Genomic DNA, 21,758 nt, shown 5'->3' on the forward strand with positions numbered 1-21,758 from the left:
AGGGTCAAGCAGCAAGCGGCATTTCAGAGATAATTCGCGCGGAGTTCTTCGTCCAGAACGGCGCGGGCCTGTGTGGCGTCCTGCGCAATCTGGTCTTTCAGCGCGTCCAGCCCGTCAAACCGTTTTTCTGTCCGCAACATGCGGTGCAGCGCGACGGAGAGTGTCTGGCCATACAAATCCCCATCAAAATCAAACAGATTGACCTCAAGCCGGCTTTCCTGCCCGTCATTAATCGTCGGGCGGCGGCCAATATTGGCCACGCCGGGCCGGGTCTGCCCGTCTGGCAGGCGGACCGTTACGGCATACACACCACGCGCGGGTTCCAGATGCCGCCCCAGCGGAATATTGGCCGTGGGGAAACCGAGCAGACGACCGCGTTTGTCCCCATGCTGCACCTCACCCCGGATAAACCACGGGCGACCAAGTTCTTCCGCCGCCCGTTCCGGATACCCATCCTGCAACAGCCGCCGGATGCGGGAGGACGAATACGGCGCGGTTCCGTCCGAAAGCGCCTGCACAGGGGTAAAGCCCATACCCAGTTCCGCCGAGCGTTCAGACAGAAAGGAAACATTGCCGCCGCGCCGATGCCCGAACGCAAAATCCGGCCCGCAGGCAACGTGCTTCAGGCCCAGTCCGTCATACAGCACATCTTCCACAAATCGCTCGGCGGACATGCGAGAGAAGTCTTCATCAAACCTGATCTGAAAAACATGCCGCACCCCAAGTGCTTCAAGGGCCGCCAGTTTTTCGTCTGAAAGCGTCAGACGGAAGGGCGGGTCCTGCGGGCGGAACAACTCACGCGGGTGCGGGTCAAACGTCACCACAGCCAACGGCAGGTCAGGCCGTGCGGAATGGAGCGTATGCACAAGGTGCGCGTGGCCCAGATGCACGCCGTCAAAATTCCCCAAAGCGGCCGCGCAGCCACGGGCCTCCTGCGGAGTAGCCTGCCAACCCTCGTGCAGTTGCGCCCTGATCACGCCGCAGACTCCGTGTCCGGCAGGCCAAACAAATGCGCTGCTTCTGGCAGCGTGGCCGCCACCGGATGATGTTTCCCCGCCACCGTAGCGTCCTCCGGGCGGACAATCTGGCAGACCTGCAACCCGGCCTGCGCCGCGGCATCCAGTTCCGCCGTCACGTCAGACAGGAACAGCACGTCCTCCGCCTGCCAACCTGTTTCACGCAGGATGTTGCGATAGCTTTCCGCCTCTTTCTTACCGCCAACCCTCAGATCAAAAAACTTGCTGAACAGCGGGGTCACATCACCCTGCTGGGTATGGCCAAAAATCAGCTTCTGCGCGGGCTGGGAGCCGGAAGAATACACCGCCAGCGTCAGCCCGGCTTTTGACCACGCTTCCAATGTTGGCACCACATCCGGGTAGAGGCTCGCAACAAGCTCACCGCGTTGGTAGCCCTGCCCCCAGACAATCCCTTGAAGCGCCTTGAGCGGGCCGACCTTGGCGTCCGCATCCATCCAGCGCGTCAACTGCTCCATGGGTGGCACACCGGGGGCCAGCCGAGCGATTTCTTCCAGTTCAGCCTGCACCACAGGGTCATGCGCCTGCTCCGCCAGCAAGTGCGGCAGATGCGTACGGGCGTAGGGAAACAGTACCTGATGCACGAAGGAGACCGGCGCTGTTGTGCCCTCAATATCCAGCAGGGCGACGCGCGGGGTGTGAGAGACTGCACTCATTGATCATACGCCATAAAACGGTTTGCAAGGTCGGTGCCGGTGTAGTTGGCCACCCAGCCTTCCTTGTGGGTAAAAATCCGCAGAGCCACCACATCCGGCTCCGGCCCGGCATCAAACCAGTGTTTTGTGCCTTCGGGCACGGAAATCAGGTCTGTCTGCGTGCATTCCACGTCATAAATCTTGTCCGCCACATGCAGGATGAAATGGCCGGAGCCATGCACAAAAAAGCGCACTTCATCTTCGCTATGCGTATGTTCGGACAGGAATTTGGCCCGGAGCGCTTCAAGGCCGGGAGTGGCCGGGTCCACACGCATGACATCGGCGGAGCCAGCGCCGGTCTCACCCATCAACTTGTCCAGAAACGGGCGATAGGTGGCCAGAACGGTCTCCGCATCTGCCGAGCGCGGCGGGATTTCCGGGCCCTGCCACCGCTCGAACCGCACCCCCAGCGGGCGCAGATGGCTGGCAATGTCCGCCGGGTCCTGCGTTTGCAGAACAGGCGTTTCCGGCACGGTATCCTGATAGATGGTGAGCGTGCTCACTGCCCCAGCTTCCTTCTTTCCAGCAGGCAGGCCAGCAGAAACTCCAGCCCTTCCAGCCGTGCCAGTGCGGTTGGCATATCCTTGCCCCACACATACACGCCATGCCCGCGAATGATGTATCCGGCGGGCATGGTGCCAAAGAACGGCGTGACCTTCTGCGCCAGACGCGCAATGTCCTGATCATTCTCAAACAACGGCACCGGCACGGAGGCTTCGTGCGTGGTCTGGCCTTCAAACACCTTCTGCACTTCATAGTCCGCAAGGTGCAGGGCCGGGCTTTTCTCGATCATGGACAGCACGGTGGACGCCACGGAATGGCCATGCAGCACGGCCCCTGCGGTCGGGTCCTGCTGATAGATCTGGCAATGCAGCAGTGTTTCAGCACTCGGCTTGTCACCGGGGCGATGCGCAATGCCACCGCCATTGACCGTGATGACATCCTCAGCCTTCAGAAAGCCCTTGTGGCACCCAGACCGCGTAATGGCGATGCGCCCGTCCGGCAGGCGGCGGCTGATATTACCCGCTGTAGCAGGCACCCAGCCACGCGCATCCATCCGCTGCCCTGCCAGCAGAATCTCCTGCGTGGCGCGTGCAAAATCCGTCATGCTTTCGCTCATGCTTCAAATCCGGCGCTATTGTAAGGCACTGTCCTCAGTCTGCGGGCCAGCCAGAAAGCCGCCCTAAGGCGCATCCCTGTGCCGTGCAGCAAGGATCAAAGCTCAGGGCTGGCGCGTTTTTTCTGGCTGCACGGCAGCGGGGTCTGCCGGGTTTGTGGCAGGCGGAGGGGAAATATGGCCACCAGCGCGCGGGGCCGGTTCATCCATCGGCTCATCATCCGCCATGTGTTTCTTGAAGGATTTAATCCCTTTCGCGAAATCACCCATCATGGAGCTGATCTTGCCGCCACCGCCAAAAACCACCAGCACAACCGCAAGCACAATCAGCCAGTGCCAGATGCTTAAGCTACCCATTCAACAGCCCTCTAGTTTAGCAGGCCGACGCAGTGCGCTACGGCCCAGTTCCCTGTTTGTGTTCTGACCACATGGCGGCGCTTCCCCCATCATGCAAGCCCGATCTCTCTGCCTGCCTGAAAAACGGGGCAAACTGCCTGTGGCCTTCCCTCGGCGGGTTTTGGCTCAGGAACTGCCACCCGCCAGCACAGGTTCTATAAACCCATACGCAGGGTAGACGGTTTTCCCCATGCCGTGAATAGGCGTCCACCAGACGCGCACCTGCGTCCAGTTATTCCCCGGCGAGACATCTTCCACCGGGGCACGGTGCGTCACCCGCCCCGGCTCCCAGTTGGCATGGTCCACCAGCACAAGGCGCGAATTTTTCACGGCCCGCACTACCGAGACATGCCCGGACGGCAACCGCCGGGTGGACCGGAACACCAGCACCTCACCCGGTTCCGGCGTGGAGGTGCGCGTATAATGCCCGCTTGCCTGCCGCCACCAGCTCGCCGCATCCCCGCGCAACTGAATACCTGACTGTTCCCGCGCATATGGCGCGCACTGCACAGGTCCGTTCCAGCCCCCATGCCCCGCACAGGCGGATAGCAGCAGGGGCAGACAAAGACTACTCCAACGCTTCACGACTCGGCCCTCAAACGCTCCATCCACTCCTGCGCCTCCTCCGGGTCCATTTCCAGAACCCGCTGCGCCACATCCCGCCCGAAACCGGCGCGGGCAAAAATCCCCATAGCCCGCCTCTGCTCCGCCTCTTCCGGGCTGAGGCCGGGGCTACGTCCGTCCCCATCGTCCTGAGCCCCGAAATCCTGCGCGCCAGACTCCTGCATCCCGGACACACGCGGCGGCCTGAGGGAGGGCGCACCAGCAAAAGGCCCCAGCCGCCGCTTGCGTGCAAGCACAAGGGCTGAGGATAATTCCACATCCGCAGGGGAAAACCCTTCCACCACTTCCTGCAAGGCGGCCTCCCGCACATCAGCTTCCACACCGCGCGCGGCAAGGTGCGCCTGCACGGCGCGGCCAGACCGGCCGGAGCGCACCAGCCTGCGGGCACGGGCCTGCGCGAAGGCGGCATCATCCACCGCGCCCAGACGAATCATCTCCTCCGCCACAGCCTCCACCACCGGCCGCAGGGCGGCGGCCTTGGCGCGTACGTCATCCTGCTCCACCCCGGCTTTCAAGGCGCTGCGCTCCCAGCGGGCTATGCGACGAAGCAGAACCTGCTCCAGCCCCTGCCGCGTGGTGGCAAAGCGCGCCAGATGCGCGAGTGCTGCTTCCCGCAGGATTTTGCGGTCAGGTGGCGGCGGTGCCTCGGCAGCGGGTGTGGTTTCGGATCCCATAGTACCCCTTATGCCCTATTTTGCTGTAAAAAGACCATTCGTGACCAGCGAACCCCCTCCAGACGCAACAAATATAACAATTTCATGCGAGACTTTCGTTTTAGACGTTTGACTCTGCGCGCAGGACAGCCGCATCATGCCGGGTGCAAACGGGTCGCCCGCTCCAGACAGGCAGCGGGCATTTTCTGTTTTGCGCCATTTTTCCTTTTTTGCTGATCACCTCAACGCAACACAAAGAACTGTTCCATGATTCCAGCCCTGACACCGACCTACAACCGTGCCTCCCTCGCTTTTGAGCGTGGCGAAGGCGCTTGGCTGTACACGACGGACGGGCGACGATTTCTGGACTTTGCCGCAGGCATTGCAACCTGCTCCATCGGGCACGCACACCCGCATATGGTAAGTGAACTGACCGGCCAGATCGGGCGGGTCATGCATGTCTCCAACCTGTTCCAGATTCCGCAGGCCACACGGCTGGCGGAGCGGCTGGTGGCCAACAGCTTTGCGGACAGCGTGTTCTTCTGCAATTCCGGCGCGGAAGCCAATGAAGGCATGGTGAAGTTCGCCCGCCGGGCGCAGGCCATGGCAGGCCACCCGGAGCGGACGGACATTATCTGCATGGACGGCGCATTCCATGGCCGGACGCTGGCCATGCTCTCCGCCACGGGCAACCCGAAATATCTGGAGGGCTTTGGCACCCCGGTTCCGGGCTTTGTGCATGTCCCGTTTCATGACATTGCCGCCCTGAAAGCCGCCATCACCCCGCAGACCGCCGCCATTATGCTGGAGCCCATTCAGGGGGAAAGCGGCATCAAAGTTGCAAGCCCGGACTATCTCAAGGCGGTCCGCGCGCTGTGTGATGAAACCGGCGTACTGCTCGCACTGGATGAAGTGCAGTGCGGCATGGGCCGGACCGGCAAGCTGTTCGCGCATGAATGGGCAGGCATTACGCCGGATGTCATGTCCGCTGCCAAAGGTCTGGGTGGGGGCTTCCCCATCGGGGCTGTTCTGGCGACGGAAGCCGTCGCAAAAAACATGACGGCGGGCACACACGGCACAACCTTTGGTGGCAACCCGCTGGCCTGCACGGCTGGCAATGCAGTGCTGGATGTCCTGCTGGCCCCCGGCTTTCTGGAGCAGGTCCGTGCCCGCGCCGCCCTGCTGGATAGGCTTCTGGATGATCTGGTGCAGAACGCCCCTGCCATTTTTGCGGAACGGCGCGGCCTTGGCCTGCTGATCGGCCTGCGCTGCGTGCTGCCGGTTGGCACGGTGCAGGCGGCGGCGCAGGAGGCCGACCTGCTGTGCGTCACGGCGGGAGACAACGTGCTCCGTCTGGTCCCGCCTCTGACCATTTCCGAAGACGAGTGCCGTGAAGCCGCGACACGCCTGAAAAAAGCGGTGCAGACCCTGACTGATACCCAGACCACGAAAACACTGGAGCCAAGCCTGTGAGTGCCGCCCTGTCTTCCCTCTCCACATCTTCCACACAGTCCGGGCCGCGCCACTTTCTCGACCTGAAAGATCTGGATGCCACCACGCTGCGCCAGATTCTGGATGTGGCCGCCGGTATGAAACAGATGCAGAAGGGCCGCCGCTTTCCATTACACCCCCGCGTGCCGCTGGCTGGCCGTGCTCTGGGGATTATTCTCTCCAAACCGTCCACCCGCACCCGTGTTTCGTTTGAAGTGGGCATCCGTCAGCTTGGGGGGGATGCTGTCATCCTCTCCCCGTCCGATATGCAGATTGGCCGAGGCGAAACCATTACGGACACCGCCCGCGTTCTTTCGCGCTTTGTGGATGCACTCGTGCTGCGCACAGGCCGGACGGAAAACCTGCATGAACTGGCCCGCGCCGCTAGCGTGCCGGTTATCAACGGCCTGACGCCCTCTTCCCACCCGGTGCAGATTCTGGCGGATGTTTTGACCTATGAAGAGCATCGTGGCTCGGTCAAAGGGCGCACCTTTGCGTGGACCGGGGATGGCAACAACGTGCTGGTGTCCCTGATTGAAGGCGCGGTGCGCTTCGGCTTTAAACTCCGCGCCGCAACGCCTGCGGACATGGCCCCGCCGCAAGCCGTGCTGGACTGGGCCAGACAGGAAGGGGGCGATGTGGTGCTGACCACAGACCCCCGCGCCGCTGTTGAAGGTGCAGACTGTGTGGTGACGGATACATGGCTGAGCATGTCGGATTCGGAAGAAGAATCCGCCATGCGCCTTGCCAAACTCTCCCCCTATCGGGTGAATGCGGCCCTGATGGCTCTGGCCGCGCCGGATGCCCTCTTCATGCACTGCCTCCCTGCCCATATTGGGGAGGAAGTGACGGAAGACGTGTTTGAAGGGCGGCAGTCGGTCGTGTTTGATGAAGCCGAAAACCGGCTACATGCCCAAAAAGGCCTGCTGGCTTGGACGATGGGCGGCGAGAACTGGACCTCTTTCGGGAAGGACTAAGCGGATGAACGGCGCAGACACACCAGTAACCCCTACCAGCACGGAAGACACCCCCGCCACACCGGGTTGGGTGGAAGAGAGTCTGGACCGTATTCTGGCCAGCCTGCCGGTTACGGCGGACAAGCTTGCTCCGTTCCGCGCCTCTTACCTTGACTGTCTGGCAGGCTGTGGCCGCACGACGGATCTCGATCAGGCCCATGATGCCTGCCGTCAGGGCTTCTTGCGCGCGGTAAAGGACGGGCTTGAACTGGATGCCAGCACGCTACGCACGCTGGAACAGCAGCTTGAACAACTGGAACTGTCCATTTCCTCGGATATCTGAGCATCCTTGGGCCTCTGGGCATCCTCGGGCCTCTGGGGCCACTGCATCAGTCAGCAAAGGCGCCCCCTGTTATTATGCGGGGCGTCTCCCCATATTCTCAGAACTGATCGCATTTAAGGTTTTTTATGGAAACTCCTGCTTTTCTCGACCGTGACCGCCCCGATGTGCCGGATCTGGTTGTCCCCGGTGGTGTGACACCGTTCTACCTGCAAGGCCGTCCCGTGCGCGGGCGTCTGGTCCGCCTTGGTGTGCTGACCGACGTCCTGTTGACCCGCCACGACCACCCCGGCGTGGTCAACCGTCTGGCAGGCAAAGCGCTGGCTCTGGTGGCTGGTCTGGCGTCCGCCCTGAAGTTTCAGGGGGCGTTTTCGCTCCAGATCAAGGGCGATGGCCCCGTGACGATGCTGGTGGCGGACTGCACAGATACCGGTGCGCTGCGCTTTTACGCCCGCACGGACGATGACGCTCTGGATGCGCTGCTTGAAGAAACCCCGAACCCGACCGACCGCGAACTGCTGGGCGATGGCTATATGGCCCTCACGGTGGATCAGGGCGCGGACATGGAGCGCCATCAGGGCATTGTAGACCTCGCGGGGGATGACCTTGCGACAATGGCTGTGCATTATTTCAACACGAGTGAGCAGCATGCTTGCTGGATTTACCTGTGCTGCACCATGACGGACGCAGGCTGGCGCGCGGGTAGCCTTGTGCTGGAACGCATTGCCGGTGAAGGTGGCACCGCTGTTGTGGGCGAGGAAAACGCCGACGCAAGCTGGGAAACTGCCACTATTCTGGCTTCCACGCTTTCCACAAAGGAAGTGCTGGATGATACCCTGTCCTCCGCCACGCTCCTGCACCGCCTGTTCCATCAGGAAGACTTGCACGTCAGCCAGCCGCGCGCTCTGGCCTATGGCTGCCGCTGCTCCCGCGCGCGTCTGTCTGATGTCTTGCAGGGGTTTGACGCGGATGATCTGGACCATATGTGTCAGGATGACGGGCAGATTGTGATGACATGCGAATTCTGCAATCACGACTTCCGCTTTCCGCGTAAGGATATTACGCCGCGCACCCCGTAAAGGACGCGGCACAGACCCGTTGACCGCATCTGTCCGGGCAGGCAGGATTCTGGCTGCCATATCCGGACTCCGCGCCTGAAGGACCGTGTTTCCATGTCGCTGTTTTCTCGCCCGCTTCGCGCAACATGCTCTGTCGCTCTGCTCCTGCCAGCCTTTCTGGCAGGCTGCGCGGGCGATACGCAGCCGACACACTTCGCCCCCCTGCGCTATGATTATCTGAGCGTGATGCACCTGAACGCTGGCACGCTGGATATTGAAGATAAGACGCTGCAAAACCCAGTTCCGGGGGACATTGGCCCCAACGCGCCGACCCCACCCGCGCAGGCACTCCGCCAGATGGCGCAGGACCGGCTGGTGGCTGCAGGCTCATCCGGCACGGCAAAGTTCGTGATTGACCGCGCCTCCATCCTGCATAACGCAGGCGGCGTGCTGGTCGGGCAGATGGCGGTGCATCTGGAACTGCTGAACAGCGGCGGCACACAGGCGGCACGAGCGGAAGCCCATGTGTCCGAAACCATCCGGCCTGACCTGTCCAAAGGCGATGCGGACAGCCCGGCCAACCTGTACGAACTCACCAAAGACATGATGCAGCGCATGAATGTAGAGTTTGAATATCAGGTGCGCAAAACCCTGAAAGACTGGATGGTGGATGCGGGCGGCACACCGGTTGGCTCGGCTATTCAGAGCCAGTCCCTTGATGCGCCGGGCGCAAAAACCAGCGCAGCCCGTAAAGGAGCAGCGGCCGCGATTCCGGTAGCCGCGACTGGCCTGAGCAGCACTCCCGCCTTCACAACACCTGCTGTGACAACGCCAGAAATTACAACACCCACGGTCACAGTGCCGACCGTGACAACCCCGACGGTCTCCGTCCCGGACGCAACACCCTCCGCCACGGTGCCGGAAAATGCACCCGCCACGGATGGCACGGCGGATAGTGCGACACCAAACCGTGCGGCTCCCGCACAATCCTCTGAACCCGACCCGGTTTTTCCGGCAGGTGAAGATAATGAAAGCGCAGCCCCCGCAACGCCAAAAGTCCGCTCGCCCGAGCCCGGCGTTCTGAAACTGCCCAAACGGTAAAAAGACGCATCTCGGTCCACACCGCCATTCTCACTCTTTTATACTGAACCAGATGCCCGCTGCCTCACCGTTTGCCATTGCCGATGGCCTGCCCGTGCAGGACGTGCTGCCAGACCTCTGCGCCGCACTTGCCCGCACTCCCGTGGAGGGGCAGCCTGCATCCGCCATTCTGGTTGCTCCGCCGGGCGCGGGGAAAACCACAACGGTGCCCCCGGTTCTGGCGGCTGCTCCGTGGCGGGGAGAGGCGGACCGCATCATCATGCTGGAACCGCGCCGTCTGGCAGCCCGCGCCGCCGCCACGCGCATTGCGTCCCTGATGGGAGAAGAGCTGGGCGGGTTTGTCGGCTTCCGCACCCGGCTGGAGTCCGTGGTCTCGGAGCGCACACGCATCGAAGTGCTGACAGAAGGGCTGTTTCTGCGCCGCCTGCTGGGCGACCCGATGCTAGAAAATGTCGCCTGCGTGATTATTGATGAAGTGCATGAGCGCTCTCTGGACGCGGACCTCGCGCTAGCCTTCTGTCTGGACCTGCAACGCACCCTGCGGCCAGACCTGCGGCTGGTTGCCATGTCCGCCACTGCGGAAACGGAACGGCTCGCAGCACTGATGAACGCCCCGGTGTTGACCAGCGAAGGGCGGATGTATCCCCTTACCGTGCAGCACGCCAAACGCGACATTCCGCACCTGCGTGACCTGCCCGCCGTAACCGCCGCCGGGGTGCGGCAGGCACTGGCGGAAACCGAAGGCGATATTCTGGTCTTCCTGCCCGGCACGGGGGAAATCCGCCGCACGGCGCAGCTTCTGGAAGACTGCCGCGCCACAGTTCTCCCCCTGCATGGGGAACTCTCCCCGGCAGAGCAAGCGCTCGTGCTACGCCCCGGCCCACAGGGGCAACGGCGGGTTATTCTTTCCACCTCCATTGCGGAAACATCGCTAACCGTGCCCGGTGTGCGCGTTGTGGTGGATTGCGGTTTCCGTCGCGCTCCGCGTTTTGATGCCGGAGCAGGTCTTTCCCGGCTGGAAACCCTGCGCATCTCCCGCGCCGCCGCCCGCCAGCGGGCCGGACGCGCTGGACGAGAAGCTCCCGGCACCGCCTTCTGCCTCTGGACCACCGCGACGGAACGCGGCCTGCCCCAGCATGACAGGCCGGAAATTCTGGAAGCAGACCTGTCTGATTTCGTTCTGGCTACAGCCTTATGGGCGGATACGGTCGGTCAGTCTGACACGCCTCTGCCCCTGCCAGACCAGCCTTCCGGTAGCGCGATCGCTGCGGCGCGGGAGTTGCTGATCATGCTCGGCGCACTGGATGAGGACGGCGTGATTACCCCCCATGGTCGCGACATGGCCGCCCTTGGCACACATCCGCGCCTTGCCGCGATGATGCTCGCCGCCCGCACAGCGGAGGAAGCCGCGATGGCGGCGGACCTCGCGGCCCTGCTGGAGGAACGTGACCCTCTCCGCCCCCGCGCGGCTGGACGCGGCGGGCCACCCCCCATCCCCCCTTCTGATATTTCCTTACGGCTGGATCTGATTGCCGGGGGGGATCATCCTGAAGCCGACCGAGGCGCTCTGGCCCGCATCCGTCAGGCCGCGTCCCGCTTCCGCCTCCGGCTTGGGCTACGTGCCCGCCAGCAGGTCGGGGGAGACCCTGCCGCCTTAATTGCCGCAGGCTTCCCGGACCGTATCGCGCTCTCCCGTGGGGAAGCTGGCACGTTCCGCCTCTCCAATGGCAGCAATGCCCGCCTGCGCCGGGATGATGGGCTGGCGGAGAAAAAACTGCTCGCCGTGGCCGGGCTGCATTTACGCACCTCCGCGGAAATCCGCCTTGCCGCCCCGCTCGACCTCAATGCGCTGCCCCCCGCGCTGCTGGACCGCACGAAGGAGCAGGTAGAAACCTCTCTGGACCCGGTCTCTGGCAATATCCTCGCCCGCCGCCGCACGCGCATCGGCTGCCTTGTGTTGCGGGACCTGACAGAAAAGGTGCAGGCCGGTAATGCCGCCTCCCTGCTGCTGGCACAGGCCAAAGCCGCGCCAGACACCACGCTGGACTGGCCGGATGCCGCCCGCCAGCTTCAGGCCCGCGTGGAACTGGCCCGCGCCCTGCCTGATGGCGTAGGCGTGGGTGAAGAGTGGCCGGATTTCACGACCCCGGCTCTGGCCGCGCGGATGGACGACTGGCTCGCCCCCTCCCTTGAAGGCCTAACCTCTCTGGCTGATCTGCGCGGGCTGGACTTAACAACGCTGCTGAAAAACCATCTGGGCTACACGCTCAACGCGTGGCTGGATAAAAACCTGCCGACCGCCCTCTCCTTCCCCGGTGGCAAGGCCAGCGTGGACTATACGCAACCTGTGCCTGTAGCCTCCGCCCGCGCGCAGGTTTTTTACGGCACGGAAGACACCCCGAAACTGGCAGGTGGCCGTGTGCCGCTACGCCTCGCCCTGCTCTCCCCCGCTGGCCGCCCGCAAGCCATTACGGCGGATTTGGCTGGCTTCTGGAAAGGCGGCTGGGCCGACATGCGGCGGGATATGCGGGGGCGCTACCCTCGGCATGAATGGCCGGAAAACCCGGCCCTCAACCCAGCAACGCCGCGCAAGCCCGCCCGATAAGACTATATCTGGGCCGCCCTGCACATTAAGATTTTGTTACCCAAGCACCACACTTGCGTTGCAAACCCGCACCAGTGTGACCTGTTGGCGCATAGAATCATTGCGTAAAATTGAGAAACAGGGCCAAAAGTCGATATGACCGGAAAGCAGATCACCTACTCATGAAGACATTGCTGCGGAGCCTACCTGTAATGGCCGCCATGAGTCTGTCCGGCCTTTCCACCGGGACGAGCACTGCACTGGCGGACCCAGCCCCCACTTTTGCACCGCCTACGCCTCTGGTTGCTGCCCCCGGCCCAACCAGCTTTGCGCCACTGGTGCGTAAGGTTGTGCCTGCGGTGGTCAATATCGCCGTCACGCGGGATTCAGATTCCAGCACACGCAAAAAGCTACCCTCCGCCGTTAAAGGCACACCGCTGGAACGCCGTTTTCGGGAACGGATGCGCAAGCATGGGGATGAAGTGCTAGGCGCAGGCTCGGGCTTTATTCTTGACCCATCCGGCGTGATTGTCACCAACGGGCATGTGGTGGAAGACGCGGACAAAATTACCGTGGCTCTTGTCACCGGTAAGGAGTTTTCCGCCCGCCTGATCGGGATTGATGATCTGACGGATATTGCTGTCATCAAGATCGACAGCCCCACCCCGCTTCCGTTTGTGGAATGGGGAGACAGCCGCCTTGTGCAGGTGGGGGACTGGATTATGGCCGCAGGCAACCCGTTTGGCCTTGGCTCATCCGTCACCGCAGGCATTGTTTCCGCCCGTGGGCGGGATATTGGCACCGGCCCATTTGATGATTTTCTGCAACTGGATGCCCCCATCAACCCGGGCAATTCCGGCGGCCCGACTTTTAATCTGGCCGGACAGGTCATTGCGCTGAATACCGCTATTGTCTCCCCCACGGGTGGGTCTGTCGGGCTGGGCTTTTCCATTCCGTCTGAAATTGTCATCCCCGTTGTCAACGCGCTCCAACGGGACGGGCGGATTGACCGTGGCTGGCTGGGTGCCACGTTGGAAGACATTACCACCCGCAACGGCACCCGCGTGGCGGAAGTGGACCGCAACGGCCCCGCCGCACAAGGCGGCCTAAAGCGTGGCGATATTATTACCGCCATGAGCGGCGAGCATATGGACACTGCCCGCACCATGATCCGCGCCGTAGCCGCCGCCCACCCCAACAGCACGGTGCAGATCAGCGTGCAGCGGCAAAGCCAGCCCATGACCCTGACTATCCATGTTGGCCATCGCCCGGTTTCGGAAGACTGATCGGCTCACGCAGCCTGCCACGCTTCTGATTTCTATTTAAAAATCAGATAAGTTCTCAAAAACTCACCGTGATCCGACTTAAATTACGGTTTGATGAAACAAGACCAGAATGGTCCATTACTTACGGAAACCAAATAAATATTGACCCCGCCTAGCGGCAGCGTAAAATACGCCTCAAAAGGAACAAAGTTTCTGAATGATGCCGCCCCATACCGGGAGTTGGCTGACTTTCTTCCGATGTTGCGCGCTACCGAAAGGGCTTCACCATGCAAATGTACGGTTTTCTGACACTGCTGGGTCTGGACATGCTGTTTACCGGCCTCAAGCTGAACGACATGAACTTTCTGACCTTCTCTCTGGCCTTCGGCCTGCCGGTCGTGCTGATGGCCACCTACATTCTGGACAACATGCAGAAAGACGGCGTCTGATTTTTCAGCCCCGATTTATCTGACTGAAGTCAAAAAAAGCCGCCGTGGTTCTGCCCGGCGGCTTTTTTGTGTCTGACGCCCTTTATGCCGCGCGTCAGACACACCGGATCAGATCATATCCAGCGGCGTCTTGCGGGAAGGCGGCGGAAAGGCAGCGTCCAGCGCAGCAAGATCATCCTCAGTCAGCGTAATCTCCTGCGCGGCGATATTATCCTTGATATGCGCAAGAGAAGAGGCTTTAGGGATCGCCATGACATTGCTCATCCGAAGCACCCAAGCCAGCGCAATCTGTGCGGGGCTTGCTGGGCCATTACTGGTTGTATGGCGAGCCGCTACGGCTTTAACAGCCGAGTTTTGCAACAATTCCCCACCCTGCCCAATGGGAGAATAAGCCATGGTCATCACATGCCGGAAGCGGTTGGTGTCCAGCAGGTCATACTCCACGCCACGATGCTCCAAATTATAGAGGATCTGGTTGCTCGCGCACTCACAGGATCGGGTGTATTTCTCTAAATCCTGCATATCGTCCACATCAAAATTGGACACGCCCCAGTAGCGGATCAGCCCGTCCTCTTTCAGCTTGCGGAACGCCTCTATGGTTTCGGCCAACGGCACACTCCCGCGCCAGTGCAGTAGGTAGAGGTCGATCCGGTCCGTCGCCAACCGCCGGAGGGAAGAGCGACAGGCTTTGGCCACACCTTCTGCCGAGGCATTGGACGGCAGAACCTTGCTGACCAGAAAAATATCGTCCCGCACGTCCCGCATGGCTTCGCCCACCAGACTTTCCGACCGGCCCTGCCCATACATTTCCGCAGTATCCACCACCTTCAGGCCAGCCTCCACGCCATGGCGCAACGTGGCGACTTCATCCTTCCATGAGGCAGACGAATCTCCCATGTTCCAAGTGCCCATACCCAGCGCGGGCAGTTTGGTGCCATCGGGTAGCGTGACTGTTTTCGCCATCATGTCTGTGTCCTTCTTCATACAAAGCCCGCCTCGCCACCGCGCGTTCATCCTGTCGCACAGCGACGGAGAGCACGAAGGGGCGCATGATATATCAGTCAGGCGGCGTCTTTTGTGGTGAGTGCATAGTCTTGCCAGCGCGGCAGCACTGCAATCGTTCCCCTGCGGGAGCCGCACATGCTGGCAGCACATAGCGGCGCCGAAACACAAAGCCGGTCCTTTACCCACCGGTTTGACCGCCTGCGGCCCTCTGCATACAGACCGAAAGCTGATAGGCTGCCCCTTATGCCAGAAGACAGGACCCGGCCCGCATGACGCAGATTGGCTTTTATCATCTTACCCGCACCAGCGTGGAGGAGGCTCTGCCACAACTGCTCGCTCGCACGTTGGCCAGTGGGCAGAAAGCCGTAGTGTGGTGTGCAACCAAACCCCTACTGGACGCGGTGGATAAAGCCTTGTGGAAAGTCTCGGAACCGGCATGGTTGCCGCATGGCAGTGAGGGCATCCTGTGCCCGGACCTGCAACCGATCTGGCTGACACAAGGGGAAGACGTGCCCAACGCCGCCCCGTTCCTGTTCCTTCTGGAAGGCCGCACCTGCCCGGACACCCCTCCTTTTGACCGTGTGTTCGACCTGTTTGACGGGCATGACGCCGCCGCCGTTGCCGCAGCGCGGGAACGCTGGACCGCCATGAAAGCCGCCGGGCATGATCTGGCCTACTGGCGGCAGGAAGACCGGGGCTGGAAGCGCGCGCGCTAACATTCCTTCTTTCACGGGACAACAGACACAAACTCTGCTCATACTCTGCCACACGGCTTAAACCCAGAACCAACATTATGGAAAAATCCTGTGACAGAAAAAATGAAACGATTTTCCAGATCACTGGTCAGTCTTTTCCATATGTTCGGCGGCCTGATCCTCTACTGGGGTATGCTGCTTGTTTTTGGCATTAAGCCTGCCATTGCCATCACACTGCTTTTTATTGTCGCGGAATGTGTCTGGCGCTTAGCCACCCGCCGCCCGTTTCCGGTTTTGTGGTGGTTCTCTAACAGCATGGCGCTGGTGTTCGGCGTGATTGATCTCTACGCCAAAACTCCTTTCATGCTGCGCTATGAAGCCACAGTGTCCAACCTCATCACCGCCGCCTTTTTTACAGCCGGAGCCGTGGCGGAAGAACCCCTAGTGCTGCGCTTTGCCGCGCGCTCAAAAAACGGACATATGATCCCGAAAGATCAGCCTGAACTCATCCGGTTTTTCCGGGCGTTTACACTCCTGTGGGCCGCCTATTTTGTTGCCCGAGCCGGTGTATTCTTCTGGCTGATGACCGCGTTCCCGCTCACAAAAGCCCTTACGCTGCGTACACTGATCGGCTGGAGCAGTCTGGGTGTCATGATGCTGATCAGCATGAATGGCCGGCGCGTCCTCATACTGTGCCGACGTTTTGGGTGGTTTAGAGCGCCTGCTCCACCTGCTCTGACACCCTCTGCCTAGCGGGCTACTCCCACCCCACCCCTGCGCGCACGCTGGAACACTGGAACACTGGAACACTGGAACACTGGAACCACTATGAAAGCCGCCCGCCATGATGGATACACAGAAAATAAACGACCTCAACCATGGGCTATGCGAGAGTGGGACCCTGACTGACATTCTTTTAATCGATTTCAAAATTCTTATTTCAAGTCTTGAAGTATTTGATACGTCCGCTTTGCAGGCACTCTCGCCTCTGGCTCAGGTGGGTATCGTTAAACGGATGCAAATGGCGGCAGATATTTTTGTGGACAAAACCAGTCCTGCCACCGTGCAAGCCCTTGCCGACCATCGGAGCGACACGGTACGCGGCATTGCCGCTTTCGCCACGGCACGATTAACATCCACTGATGACGTACCAACGTTACTCTCTGCGATCAAACCTTTTGCTGATGACACACATTTTGGCGTTCGCGAGTGGGCGTGGTTGGCCGTGCGGGACAAGCTAATGGCCTCGCTGGGCGACTCACTGATCGCTCTTGTGCCGTAGACAGCCTCTCCCCGTCCATTTATCCGGCGTTTTGCTGTTGAGGTTTTACGCCCTCGCGGCGTGTGGGCTCGCCATAGCCCCATCTTGCGCAAAGAGCCACAACGCGGACTGCCGCTCCTTGAACCGTTAAAATGTGAGAGCGAGAAATATGTGCAGGATTCCGTTGCCAACTGGCTGAACGATGCAGCCAAGGATCAACCTGACTTTGTAAAAAACTTATGTCATCGCTGGCTGAGCGAAACAGGGCACAATCCAGCGACACACCGTATTTGTAAACGTGCGCAAAGGTCTTTCAAAACATAATGTCCACACGGCATTCAACGAGAGCTGATCAGCATACGTTGGTGATTACGCTTTGAAAAAGGCTGACAGTCTCATGACAGAAACCGTCAGCCCGCATCTAAACAGACTTACTTATTGCCCCGCACCGCCGCACTTTTTGCACGCACAGACGCAAATTCTGAGCCCGGCTTCCACTGCGGCCAATTTTGCGAAAATGCGAGATTGCGACCGACAGTGTAAAGTAGCGCGACATCTTCCGCCGCACCCCGTACGTCCCAATCCGGGCTCCACGCATCACATGCCTGATGGTAGCACACCATATAATCCTGCAACCATTTCCGCCCAGCGGGCACGCCACCTTTGATCAGATCCGGGTAGCCCGCCATATCCATTAAAGCAGCCACCGGCACACCGGCGCGCGCAAAAGGCAGATGGTCGGCGCGGTAGAAGGCACCGCGTTCTGGCATGGCTTCCGGTAGCATCACCCGACCCTGCTTTTCCGCAGCGGCGGCAATATCATCCTGCACGCTATCCTGCCCTGCCCCGACCATAAAGACATTGCGGGCAGGGCCGGCCATCTGCAACACATCCATGGTGAAATTGGCGGCTGTTTTCTCAAGGGGTGCCATCGGGTGCATGGTGTACCATGCGGAGCCAAGCAGCCCGCGTTCCTCAGCCGTCCATGATGCGAACATCACCGTGCGGTCCGGTTGTGGGCCTGCTTTAAACGCGCGGGCAATTTCCAGAACGCCTGCCACACCGGACCCGTCATCAATCGCACCATGACGGATAATAGTGTGGCCCTGCGCATCCTTGCTCATGCCAAACGCATCCCAATGTGCGCCAAACATAACGGTTTCATCCGGATGTTTACTACCTGTCAGCTTGCCCAGCACGTTCTGGCTTTCCAGATGTGAGACCTCAACTGGCGCATCAACAGAGAACAGTGCTTTTGGCAAAGTAACAGGTTTGAAGGATACCTGCCGCGCCTGCACCCGCAACGCAGGCAGGTCCAACCCGGCCTGTGCAAAAACCTTTATCGCAGCAGGGGTGGAAATCCAGCCCTGCATCAGCACTGGCTGCCTTTCTCCACTGCGGGCAATATCAAAGGACTCACCCCCCGGTGCAATAACCGTGGACCAGCCATAGGACGCTCCCGGCGTATCATGCACAATCAGCGCGCCAATGGCGCCTCGGCGGGCGGCTTCCTCATATTTATAGGTCCAGCGGCCATAATACGTCATGGCGCGACCGCCGAATTTGCCTGCAACAGCTTCACCCGGTTTTGCGTCAAAATCAGGATCGTTAACCAGAAAGACAGCAATTTTTCCTCTCAGATCGACATCCTTGAAATCATCCCACCCCCGTTCTGGCGCATGAACACCGTAACCCACAAACACTAACGGGGCGTTGCGAATTGTCAGGCGGTCCACTCCACGTGCGGTGGTGAAATAAATATCCTGCACATGCGCCAGCTTGAGGGTGTTCTTGCCAAACGCAACCTGCAACAGGTCCGGTGTGCCAACGCGGGTGTGCTGCAAGGGCACACGCTGTATCCATCCGCCGTTCTCACCCGCTGGTTCCAGACCGATCTGCTTATAACGTTCAATAAGCCACGCAACGGTTTTTGCTTCCCCCGGTGTGCCGGGCGCGCGGCCTTCAAATGCATCGCTCCCCAACACCTTCATGGCGTCTGACATACGCTGCGGGCTGATAGGGGCATAAACGGACGGAGAAACATCTTCTGCCTGTGCGACACGCCCGACCATCATCGGCTCCACACTAGCAACAAGAGCGACAGCCGATACAGCACAGGCCAGCAGGCCACGCCGCAGAGGGCGCATCGCTCCGTCACGCACTGTAGGGTACGGCACGGTTTTATCAGTTTTGCGCATTCTGCTGTGTCCTGCATTCCAGTTGGCTAAAGTCAGACCCAACACTATTCACGACCGTTTTTATAAAGCAACAGTGCTCCACAAAACAAACAGGGCGTATCCGCTCTCAAAAGCGAATACGCCCTGTTGCAAGCCTGAAACGCTGGCTCAGGTCACGGATGGATCAGCAACCGCAGCACTCCGGCCACCACACCCAGCGCGACCACACCGCCAGCCCATAGCCCCACAAACCAGAGGAGCTTGAGCCAGAGCGGGCGTTCTGCTGTCTGCTGCATGGGGCTCTCCCTCAATGGTAGCTTTCGCTATGCTCGTTCACGGTGCCACGGAACACATGGTAGGCAAAGGCTGTATAAGACAGGATCAGCGGGATCAGCACCGCAGCCCCAACCAGCAGAAAGGCCTGACTGGATGGCGGAGCGGATGCCTGCCAGATGGTCATGCCCGGCGGCACGATATATGGCCAGATGGAAATACCCAACCCTGAAAAAGACAGGAAAAACCAGCCCAGCGCACAGAAAAACGGAACACGACGAGACTCCTTGCCGCGCAGCGCTCTGAACATAATGAGGGCCAGAATAAGTACCGCTACAGGCACGGGTGCTACAAAGAGAATACGCGGCCATTCTGTCCAGTTCTGCATATATGTAGCATGCAGCGCCGGGGTCCATACGGATACACCCGCAATCATCACCAGCATGATAATGGAGAGAACGCCGGACCACTTGCGCATGGTGTTCTGCAAGGTGTTTTCCGTCCGCCAGACCAGCCACGTCGCGCCCAGCAGCGTGTAGCCGCAAGCCACAGCCAGACCACAAAACAGCGGGAACGGAGCCAGCCAGTCAAACCCGCTGCCGACAAAGGCATTGTTTTCAACAGGAATACCGGACACCAGCGTGCCCAGAATAACCCCCTGCATGACAGAGGCCACAAGGGAGCCACCGCAGAACCCGACATCCCACAAATCCCGCATTTTTTCCGTATGCATGCGGGACCGGAATTCAAACGCCACTCCGCGCATGATCAAGGCAAAAAGCATGATCAGAACAGGCAGATAGAGCGCAGGCAGGATGGTGGCGTAGGCGTTGGGAAAAACGCCATACAGCGCCGCGCCGCCAAAAATCATCCATGTCTCATTGCCGTCCCATACGGGGGCGATGGTCTGCACCATAACGTTGCGATAGGTCTTGTTCTGCTCGGCAAGAAAAAGAATGCCGAGCCCGAGATCAAACCCATCCAGCACAATATAGATAAAAATTGCCAGAGCCGCGAGAACCGACCAGACAATGGGGAGCCAATAGGCTGCACCGGTCATATCCATGCTCAGTTATCCTTCCCTGTCTGGCCTGCGGCGGCGGTGCTTGAAACAGCCGCCTGCATGGACGCGGCCCGCTGTGGCGCATGGGCATCCGGCCCGACTTCACCCACATGCGGTTCCTGCGCAAATCCGCGCAGAAGAATGCTAATGCCAGACGCAAACACAATGAAATACACAATAACAAAAACAACCAGTGTAGTGGCAATCGTGCCCCCGGCCACGGGCGAGGCACTGTCCGCCGTGCGCAGCAGCCCGTAAACGGTAAAGGGCTGCCGCCCAACTTCCGTCGTTACCCAGCCACACAACATGGCTATAAATCCGGCAGGCGCCATGACCAGCGCAAAACGCTGCAACAGCACATCCGCGCACAGGCGGCCGCGCCAGCGGAGCCAGAGCGAATACACGCCCATCAACGCCATGAGCATACCCAGCGCCACCATGATGCGGAAACTGAAGAACACGATGGGAGACGGGGCGCGCTGGTCCTTCGGGTAGTCCTTCAGGCCCGGCACTTTGCCATCAAGGCTGTGGGTGAGGATAAGCGAGCCAAGTAGCGGCACGGCCACCTTATAATGCGTGGTTTCCTGCTCCATGTCCGGAATACCAAACAGCAATTCTGGCGCACGGCTTTCACTGTCCCAGTCGCCTTCAATGGCTGCAATTTTAGCAGGCTGGTATTTCAGTGTATTCAGCCCTTGCGTATCGCCAGCCAGAATCTGCACCGGCGCCACAATCGCCGCCATCCACATGGCCATGGAGAACATGACCTTCACAGCTTCCGTCGGAGCACGTCCTTCCCGTCTGGCTTTCAGCAGATGCCACGCCCCCACGCCCCCGACGGCAAACGCCACGCACAGGAACGCCGCCAGCGCCATATGCACAAGGCGGAAGGGGAAGGAGGGGTTAAAGACAATCGCCCACCAGTCTGCGGGAATAAAGCGGCCTGTGCCTGCTTCAATGGTATATCCCTGCGGCGTTTGCATCCATGAGTTGGAGGAGAGGATCCAGCTCATAGAAATCAGCGTGCCGAGGGACACCACACAGGTAGCGAAGAAATGCAACTTCCGGCCAACCTTGTTCATGCCAAACAGCATGATGCCGAGGAAGCCTGCCTCCAGAAAGAAGGCCGTCATGACTTCATACCCAAGCAGCGGCCCTAAAATAGGCCCGGCTTTTTGGGAAAACTGCGCCCAGTTGGTGCCGAACTCGTAGGACATAACCAGCCCGGAGACCACGCCCATACCAAAAACAATAGAAAAGGTCCGCAGCCAGTAGCGAAAGAGGTCCAGATAGACCTGTCGTCCGGTTTTAAGCCACAACCCTTCCAGCACGGCCAGAAAAGCCGCCAGCCCGATGGAAAAAGCGGGAAAGACGATGTGAAATCCGACAGTGAATGCAAACTGCAATCGTGCCAGAAATAAGGGATCCAGTGCACCCACGAGGCCCGTACTCCATTTTCAGAACGCACGCGCCCTCAGGACCCGGTCTCGATGACACGAACGTGGTTTTAGTGCGAAGCAT

23 protein-coding genes are annotated in these 21,758 nt (G+C 60.2%); 11 read left to right on the forward strand and 12 right to left on the reverse strand.

What is annotated here, in order from left to right:
• Positions 1-23: 23 nt before the first annotated feature.
• From AD949_RS08925 to AD949_RS08955, 7 genes are all read right to left on the reverse strand, one after another.
• On the reverse strand, positions 24-977 hold the full coding sequence (locus AD949_RS08925; protein ID WP_174766745.1) for a bifunctional riboflavin kinase/FAD synthetase: 954 nt from the start codon (positions 975-977) through the stop codon (positions 24-26).
• Positions 974-1,690 (reverse strand): acireductone synthase, encoded by a 717-nt coding sequence (gene mtnC, locus AD949_RS08930; RefSeq protein ID WP_048835173.1) that lies wholly within the window; start codon positions 1,688-1,690, stop codon positions 974-976. The genes AD949_RS08925 and mtnC overlap by 4 nt, the downstream gene beginning before the upstream one ends.
• A complete protein-coding gene (locus AD949_RS08935; RefSeq protein WP_048835172.1) occupies positions 1,687-2,232 on the reverse strand; it encodes a 1,2-dihydroxy-3-keto-5-methylthiopentene dioxygenase in 546 nt (181 codons plus the stop codon). Before AD949_RS08935 ends, mtnC begins: the two co-directional genes overlap by 4 nt.
• Positions 2,229-2,849, reverse strand: a complete 621-nt coding sequence (locus tag AD949_RS08940) for a methylthioribulose 1-phosphate dehydratase (RefSeq protein ID WP_048835171.1) — start codon at positions 2,847-2,849, stop codon at positions 2,229-2,231. Before AD949_RS08940 ends, AD949_RS08935 begins: the two co-directional genes overlap by 4 nt.
• A gap of 102 nt (positions 2,850-2,951) precedes the next feature.
• Positions 2,952-3,203 (reverse strand): twin-arginine translocase TatA/TatE family subunit, encoded by a 252-nt coding sequence (locus AD949_RS08945; RefSeq protein ID WP_048835170.1) that lies wholly within the window; start codon positions 3,201-3,203, stop codon positions 2,952-2,954.
• Positions 3,204-3,368: 165 nt separating this feature from the next.
• Positions 3,369-3,827, reverse strand: a complete 459-nt coding sequence (locus tag AD949_RS08950; RefSeq protein ID WP_048835169.1) for a CHAP domain-containing protein — start codon at positions 3,825-3,827, stop codon at positions 3,369-3,371.
• A complete protein-coding gene (locus AD949_RS08955) occupies positions 3,824-4,540 on the reverse strand; it encodes a RecX family transcriptional regulator (protein ID WP_048835168.1) in 717 nt (238 codons plus the stop codon). Before AD949_RS08955 ends, AD949_RS08950 begins: the two co-directional genes overlap by 4 nt.
• Before the next feature lie 246 nt (positions 4,541-4,786).
• Between AD949_RS08955 and AD949_RS08960 the strand changes: the two genes are divergently transcribed.
• The 8 genes from AD949_RS08960 (at position 4,787) to AD949_RS14115 (ending at position 13,763) form a co-directional block, all read left to right on the forward strand.
• Positions 4,787-5,992, forward strand: coding sequence for an aspartate aminotransferase family protein (locus AD949_RS08960; RefSeq protein ID WP_048835167.1), 1,206 nt, complete (start codon positions 4,787-4,789; stop codon positions 5,990-5,992).
• Entirely contained in the window at positions 5,989-6,987 is a 999-nt protein-coding gene (argF, locus tag AD949_RS08965; RefSeq protein ID WP_371277352.1) for an ornithine carbamoyltransferase, read from the forward strand. Before AD949_RS08960 ends, argF begins: the two co-directional genes overlap by 4 nt.
• A gap of 4 nt (positions 6,988-6,991) precedes the next feature.
• Positions 6,992-7,309 carry a hypothetical protein gene (locus AD949_RS08970; protein ID WP_048835166.1) on the forward strand — a complete coding sequence of 106 codons (318 nt, stop codon included), beginning with the start codon at positions 6,992-6,994 and terminating at the stop codon, positions 7,307-7,309.
• 125 nt (positions 7,310-7,434) lie between these two features.
• Positions 7,435-8,385 (forward strand): Hsp33 family molecular chaperone HslO, encoded by a 951-nt coding sequence (gene hslO, locus AD949_RS08975; protein WP_048835165.1) that lies wholly within the window; start codon positions 7,435-7,437, stop codon positions 8,383-8,385.
• 93 nt (positions 8,386-8,478) lie between these two features.
• On the forward strand, positions 8,479-9,465 hold the full coding sequence (locus AD949_RS08980) for a hypothetical protein (RefSeq protein ID WP_048835164.1): 987 nt from the start codon (positions 8,479-8,481) through the stop codon (positions 9,463-9,465).
• 52 nt (positions 9,466-9,517) lie between these two features.
• Positions 9,518-12,070, forward strand: a complete 2,553-nt coding sequence (gene hrpB, locus AD949_RS08985; RefSeq protein ID WP_048835163.1) for an ATP-dependent helicase HrpB — start codon at positions 9,518-9,520, stop codon at positions 12,068-12,070.
• 161 nt (positions 12,071-12,231) lie between these two features.
• A complete protein-coding gene (locus AD949_RS08990; protein ID WP_048835162.1) occupies positions 12,232-13,335 on the forward strand; it encodes a S1C family serine protease in 1,104 nt (367 codons plus the stop codon).
• 266 nt (positions 13,336-13,601) lie between these two features.
• Complete coding sequence (locus tag AD949_RS14115) at positions 13,602-13,763, forward strand: hypothetical protein (protein ID WP_156475926.1); 162 nt, start codon at positions 13,602-13,604, stop codon at positions 13,761-13,763.
• A gap of 108 nt (positions 13,764-13,871) precedes the next feature.
• On the opposite strand, the gene AD949_RS08995 is transcribed toward AD949_RS14115, so the two are convergent.
• On the reverse strand, positions 13,872-14,726 hold the full coding sequence (locus AD949_RS08995) for an aldo/keto reductase (protein ID WP_048835296.1): 855 nt from the start codon (positions 14,724-14,726) through the stop codon (positions 13,872-13,874).
• A 311-nt stretch (positions 14,727-15,037) separates the two neighbouring features.
• Between AD949_RS08995 and AD949_RS09000 the strand changes: the two genes are divergently transcribed.
• The 3 genes from AD949_RS09000 to AD949_RS14570 all read left to right on the forward strand — a co-directional run bounded on the left by AD949_RS09000 (position 15,038) and on the right by AD949_RS14570 (position 16,745).
• On the forward strand, positions 15,038-15,484 hold the full coding sequence (locus AD949_RS09000) for a DNA polymerase III subunit chi (RefSeq protein WP_048835161.1): 447 nt from the start codon (positions 15,038-15,040) through the stop codon (positions 15,482-15,484).
• Between the two features lie 90 nt (positions 15,485-15,574).
• Positions 15,575-16,216 (forward strand): DUF3159 domain-containing protein, encoded by a 642-nt coding sequence (locus tag AD949_RS09005; RefSeq protein WP_061504654.1) that lies wholly within the window; start codon positions 15,575-15,577, stop codon positions 16,214-16,216.
• Positions 16,217-16,307: 91 nt separating this feature from the next.
• A complete protein-coding gene (locus AD949_RS14570) occupies positions 16,308-16,745 on the forward strand; it encodes a hypothetical protein (protein ID WP_048835159.1) in 438 nt (145 codons plus the stop codon).
• Between the two features lie 410 nt (positions 16,746-17,155).
• Here the strand turns inward: AD949_RS14570 and AD949_RS09015 are convergent, their stop codons facing one another.
• The 4 genes from AD949_RS09015 to AD949_RS09025 all read right to left on the reverse strand — a co-directional run bounded on the left by AD949_RS09015 (position 17,156) and on the right by AD949_RS09025 (position 21,676).
• The gene (locus AD949_RS09015) at positions 17,156-18,799 is read right to left on the reverse strand and encodes a M28 family metallopeptidase (protein WP_244463309.1); all 1,644 of its coding nucleotides are present in this window, start codon (positions 18,797-18,799) and stop codon (positions 17,156-17,158) included.
• 275 nt (positions 18,800-19,074) lie between these two features.
• Positions 19,075-19,197 carry a DUF2474 family protein gene (locus tag AD949_RS13830; RefSeq protein WP_082064621.1) on the reverse strand — a complete coding sequence of 41 codons (123 nt, stop codon included), beginning with the start codon at positions 19,195-19,197 and terminating at the stop codon, positions 19,075-19,077.
• 11 nt (positions 19,198-19,208) lie between these two features.
• The gene (cydB, locus tag AD949_RS09020) at positions 19,209-20,240 is read right to left on the reverse strand and encodes a cytochrome d ubiquinol oxidase subunit II (RefSeq protein ID WP_371277353.1); all 1,032 of its coding nucleotides are present in this window, start codon (positions 20,238-20,240) and stop codon (positions 19,209-19,211) included.
• A 2-nt stretch (positions 20,241-20,242) separates the two neighbouring features.
• Positions 20,243-21,676: a cytochrome ubiquinol oxidase subunit I gene (locus AD949_RS09025; protein ID WP_048835158.1), complete on the reverse strand. Its 1,434-nt coding sequence runs from the start codon at positions 21,674-21,676 to the stop codon at positions 20,243-20,245.
• Positions 21,677-21,758 lie beyond the last annotated feature (82 nt).

The sequence above is a fragment of the Acetobacter orleanensis genome (assembly GCF_001581005.1).
Lineage (GTDB): Bacteria > Pseudomonadota > Alphaproteobacteria > Acetobacterales > Acetobacteraceae > Acetobacter > Acetobacter orleanensis.

Bases quoted from the DNA above. Each gene is read 5' to 3' on its own strand.
- mtnC (WP_048835173.1), bottom strand. From the start codon at position 1,690: ATGAGTGCAGTCTCTCACACCCCGCGCGTCGCCCTGCTGGATATTGAG.
- AD949_RS08940 (WP_048835171.1), bottom strand. From the start codon at position 2,849: ATGAGCGAAAGCATGACGGATTTTGCACGCGCCACGCAGGAGATTCTG.
- AD949_RS08945 (WP_048835170.1), bottom strand. From the start codon at position 3,203: ATGGGTAGCTTAAGCATCTGGCACTGGCTGATTGTGCTTGCGGTTGTG.
- AD949_RS08955 (WP_048835168.1), bottom strand. From the start codon at position 4,540: ATGGGATCCGAAACCACACCCGCTGCCGAGGCACCGCCGCCACCTGAC.
- AD949_RS08960 (WP_048835167.1), top strand. From the start codon at position 4,787: ATGATTCCAGCCCTGACACCGACCTACAACCGTGCCTCCCTCGCTTTT.
- AD949_RS08970 (WP_048835166.1), top strand. From the start codon at position 6,992: ATGAACGGCGCAGACACACCAGTAACCCCTACCAGCACGGAAGACACC.
- hslO (WP_048835165.1), top strand. From the start codon at position 7,435: ATGGAAACTCCTGCTTTTCTCGACCGTGACCGCCCCGATGTGCCGGAT.
- AD949_RS08980 (WP_048835164.1), top strand. From the start codon at position 8,479: ATGTCGCTGTTTTCTCGCCCGCTTCGCGCAACATGCTCTGTCGCTCTG.
- hrpB (WP_048835163.1), top strand. From the start codon at position 9,518: ATGCCCGCTGCCTCACCGTTTGCCATTGCCGATGGCCTGCCCGTGCAG.
- AD949_RS08990 (WP_048835162.1), top strand. From the start codon at position 12,232: ATGAAGACATTGCTGCGGAGCCTACCTGTAATGGCCGCCATGAGTCTG.
- AD949_RS14115 (WP_156475926.1), top strand. From the start codon at position 13,602: ATGCAAATGTACGGTTTTCTGACACTGCTGGGTCTGGACATGCTGTTT.
- AD949_RS08995 (WP_048835296.1), bottom strand. From the start codon at position 14,726: ATGGCGAAAACAGTCACGCTACCCGATGGCACCAAACTGCCCGCGCTG.
- AD949_RS09000 (WP_048835161.1), top strand. From the start codon at position 15,038: ATGACGCAGATTGGCTTTTATCATCTTACCCGCACCAGCGTGGAGGAG.
- AD949_RS14570 (WP_048835159.1), top strand. From the start codon at position 16,308: ATGATGGATACACAGAAAATAAACGACCTCAACCATGGGCTATGCGAG.
- AD949_RS09015 (WP_244463309.1), bottom strand. From the start codon at position 18,799: ATGATGGTCGGGCGTGTCGCACAGGCAGAAGATGTTTCTCCGTCCGTT.
- AD949_RS13830 (WP_082064621.1), bottom strand. From the start codon at position 19,197: ATGCAGCAGACAGCAGAACGCCCGCTCTGGCTCAAGCTCCTCTGGTTT.
- cydB (WP_371277353.1), bottom strand. From the start codon at position 20,240: ATGGATATGACCGGTGCAGCCTATTGGCTCCCCATTGTCTGGTCGGTT.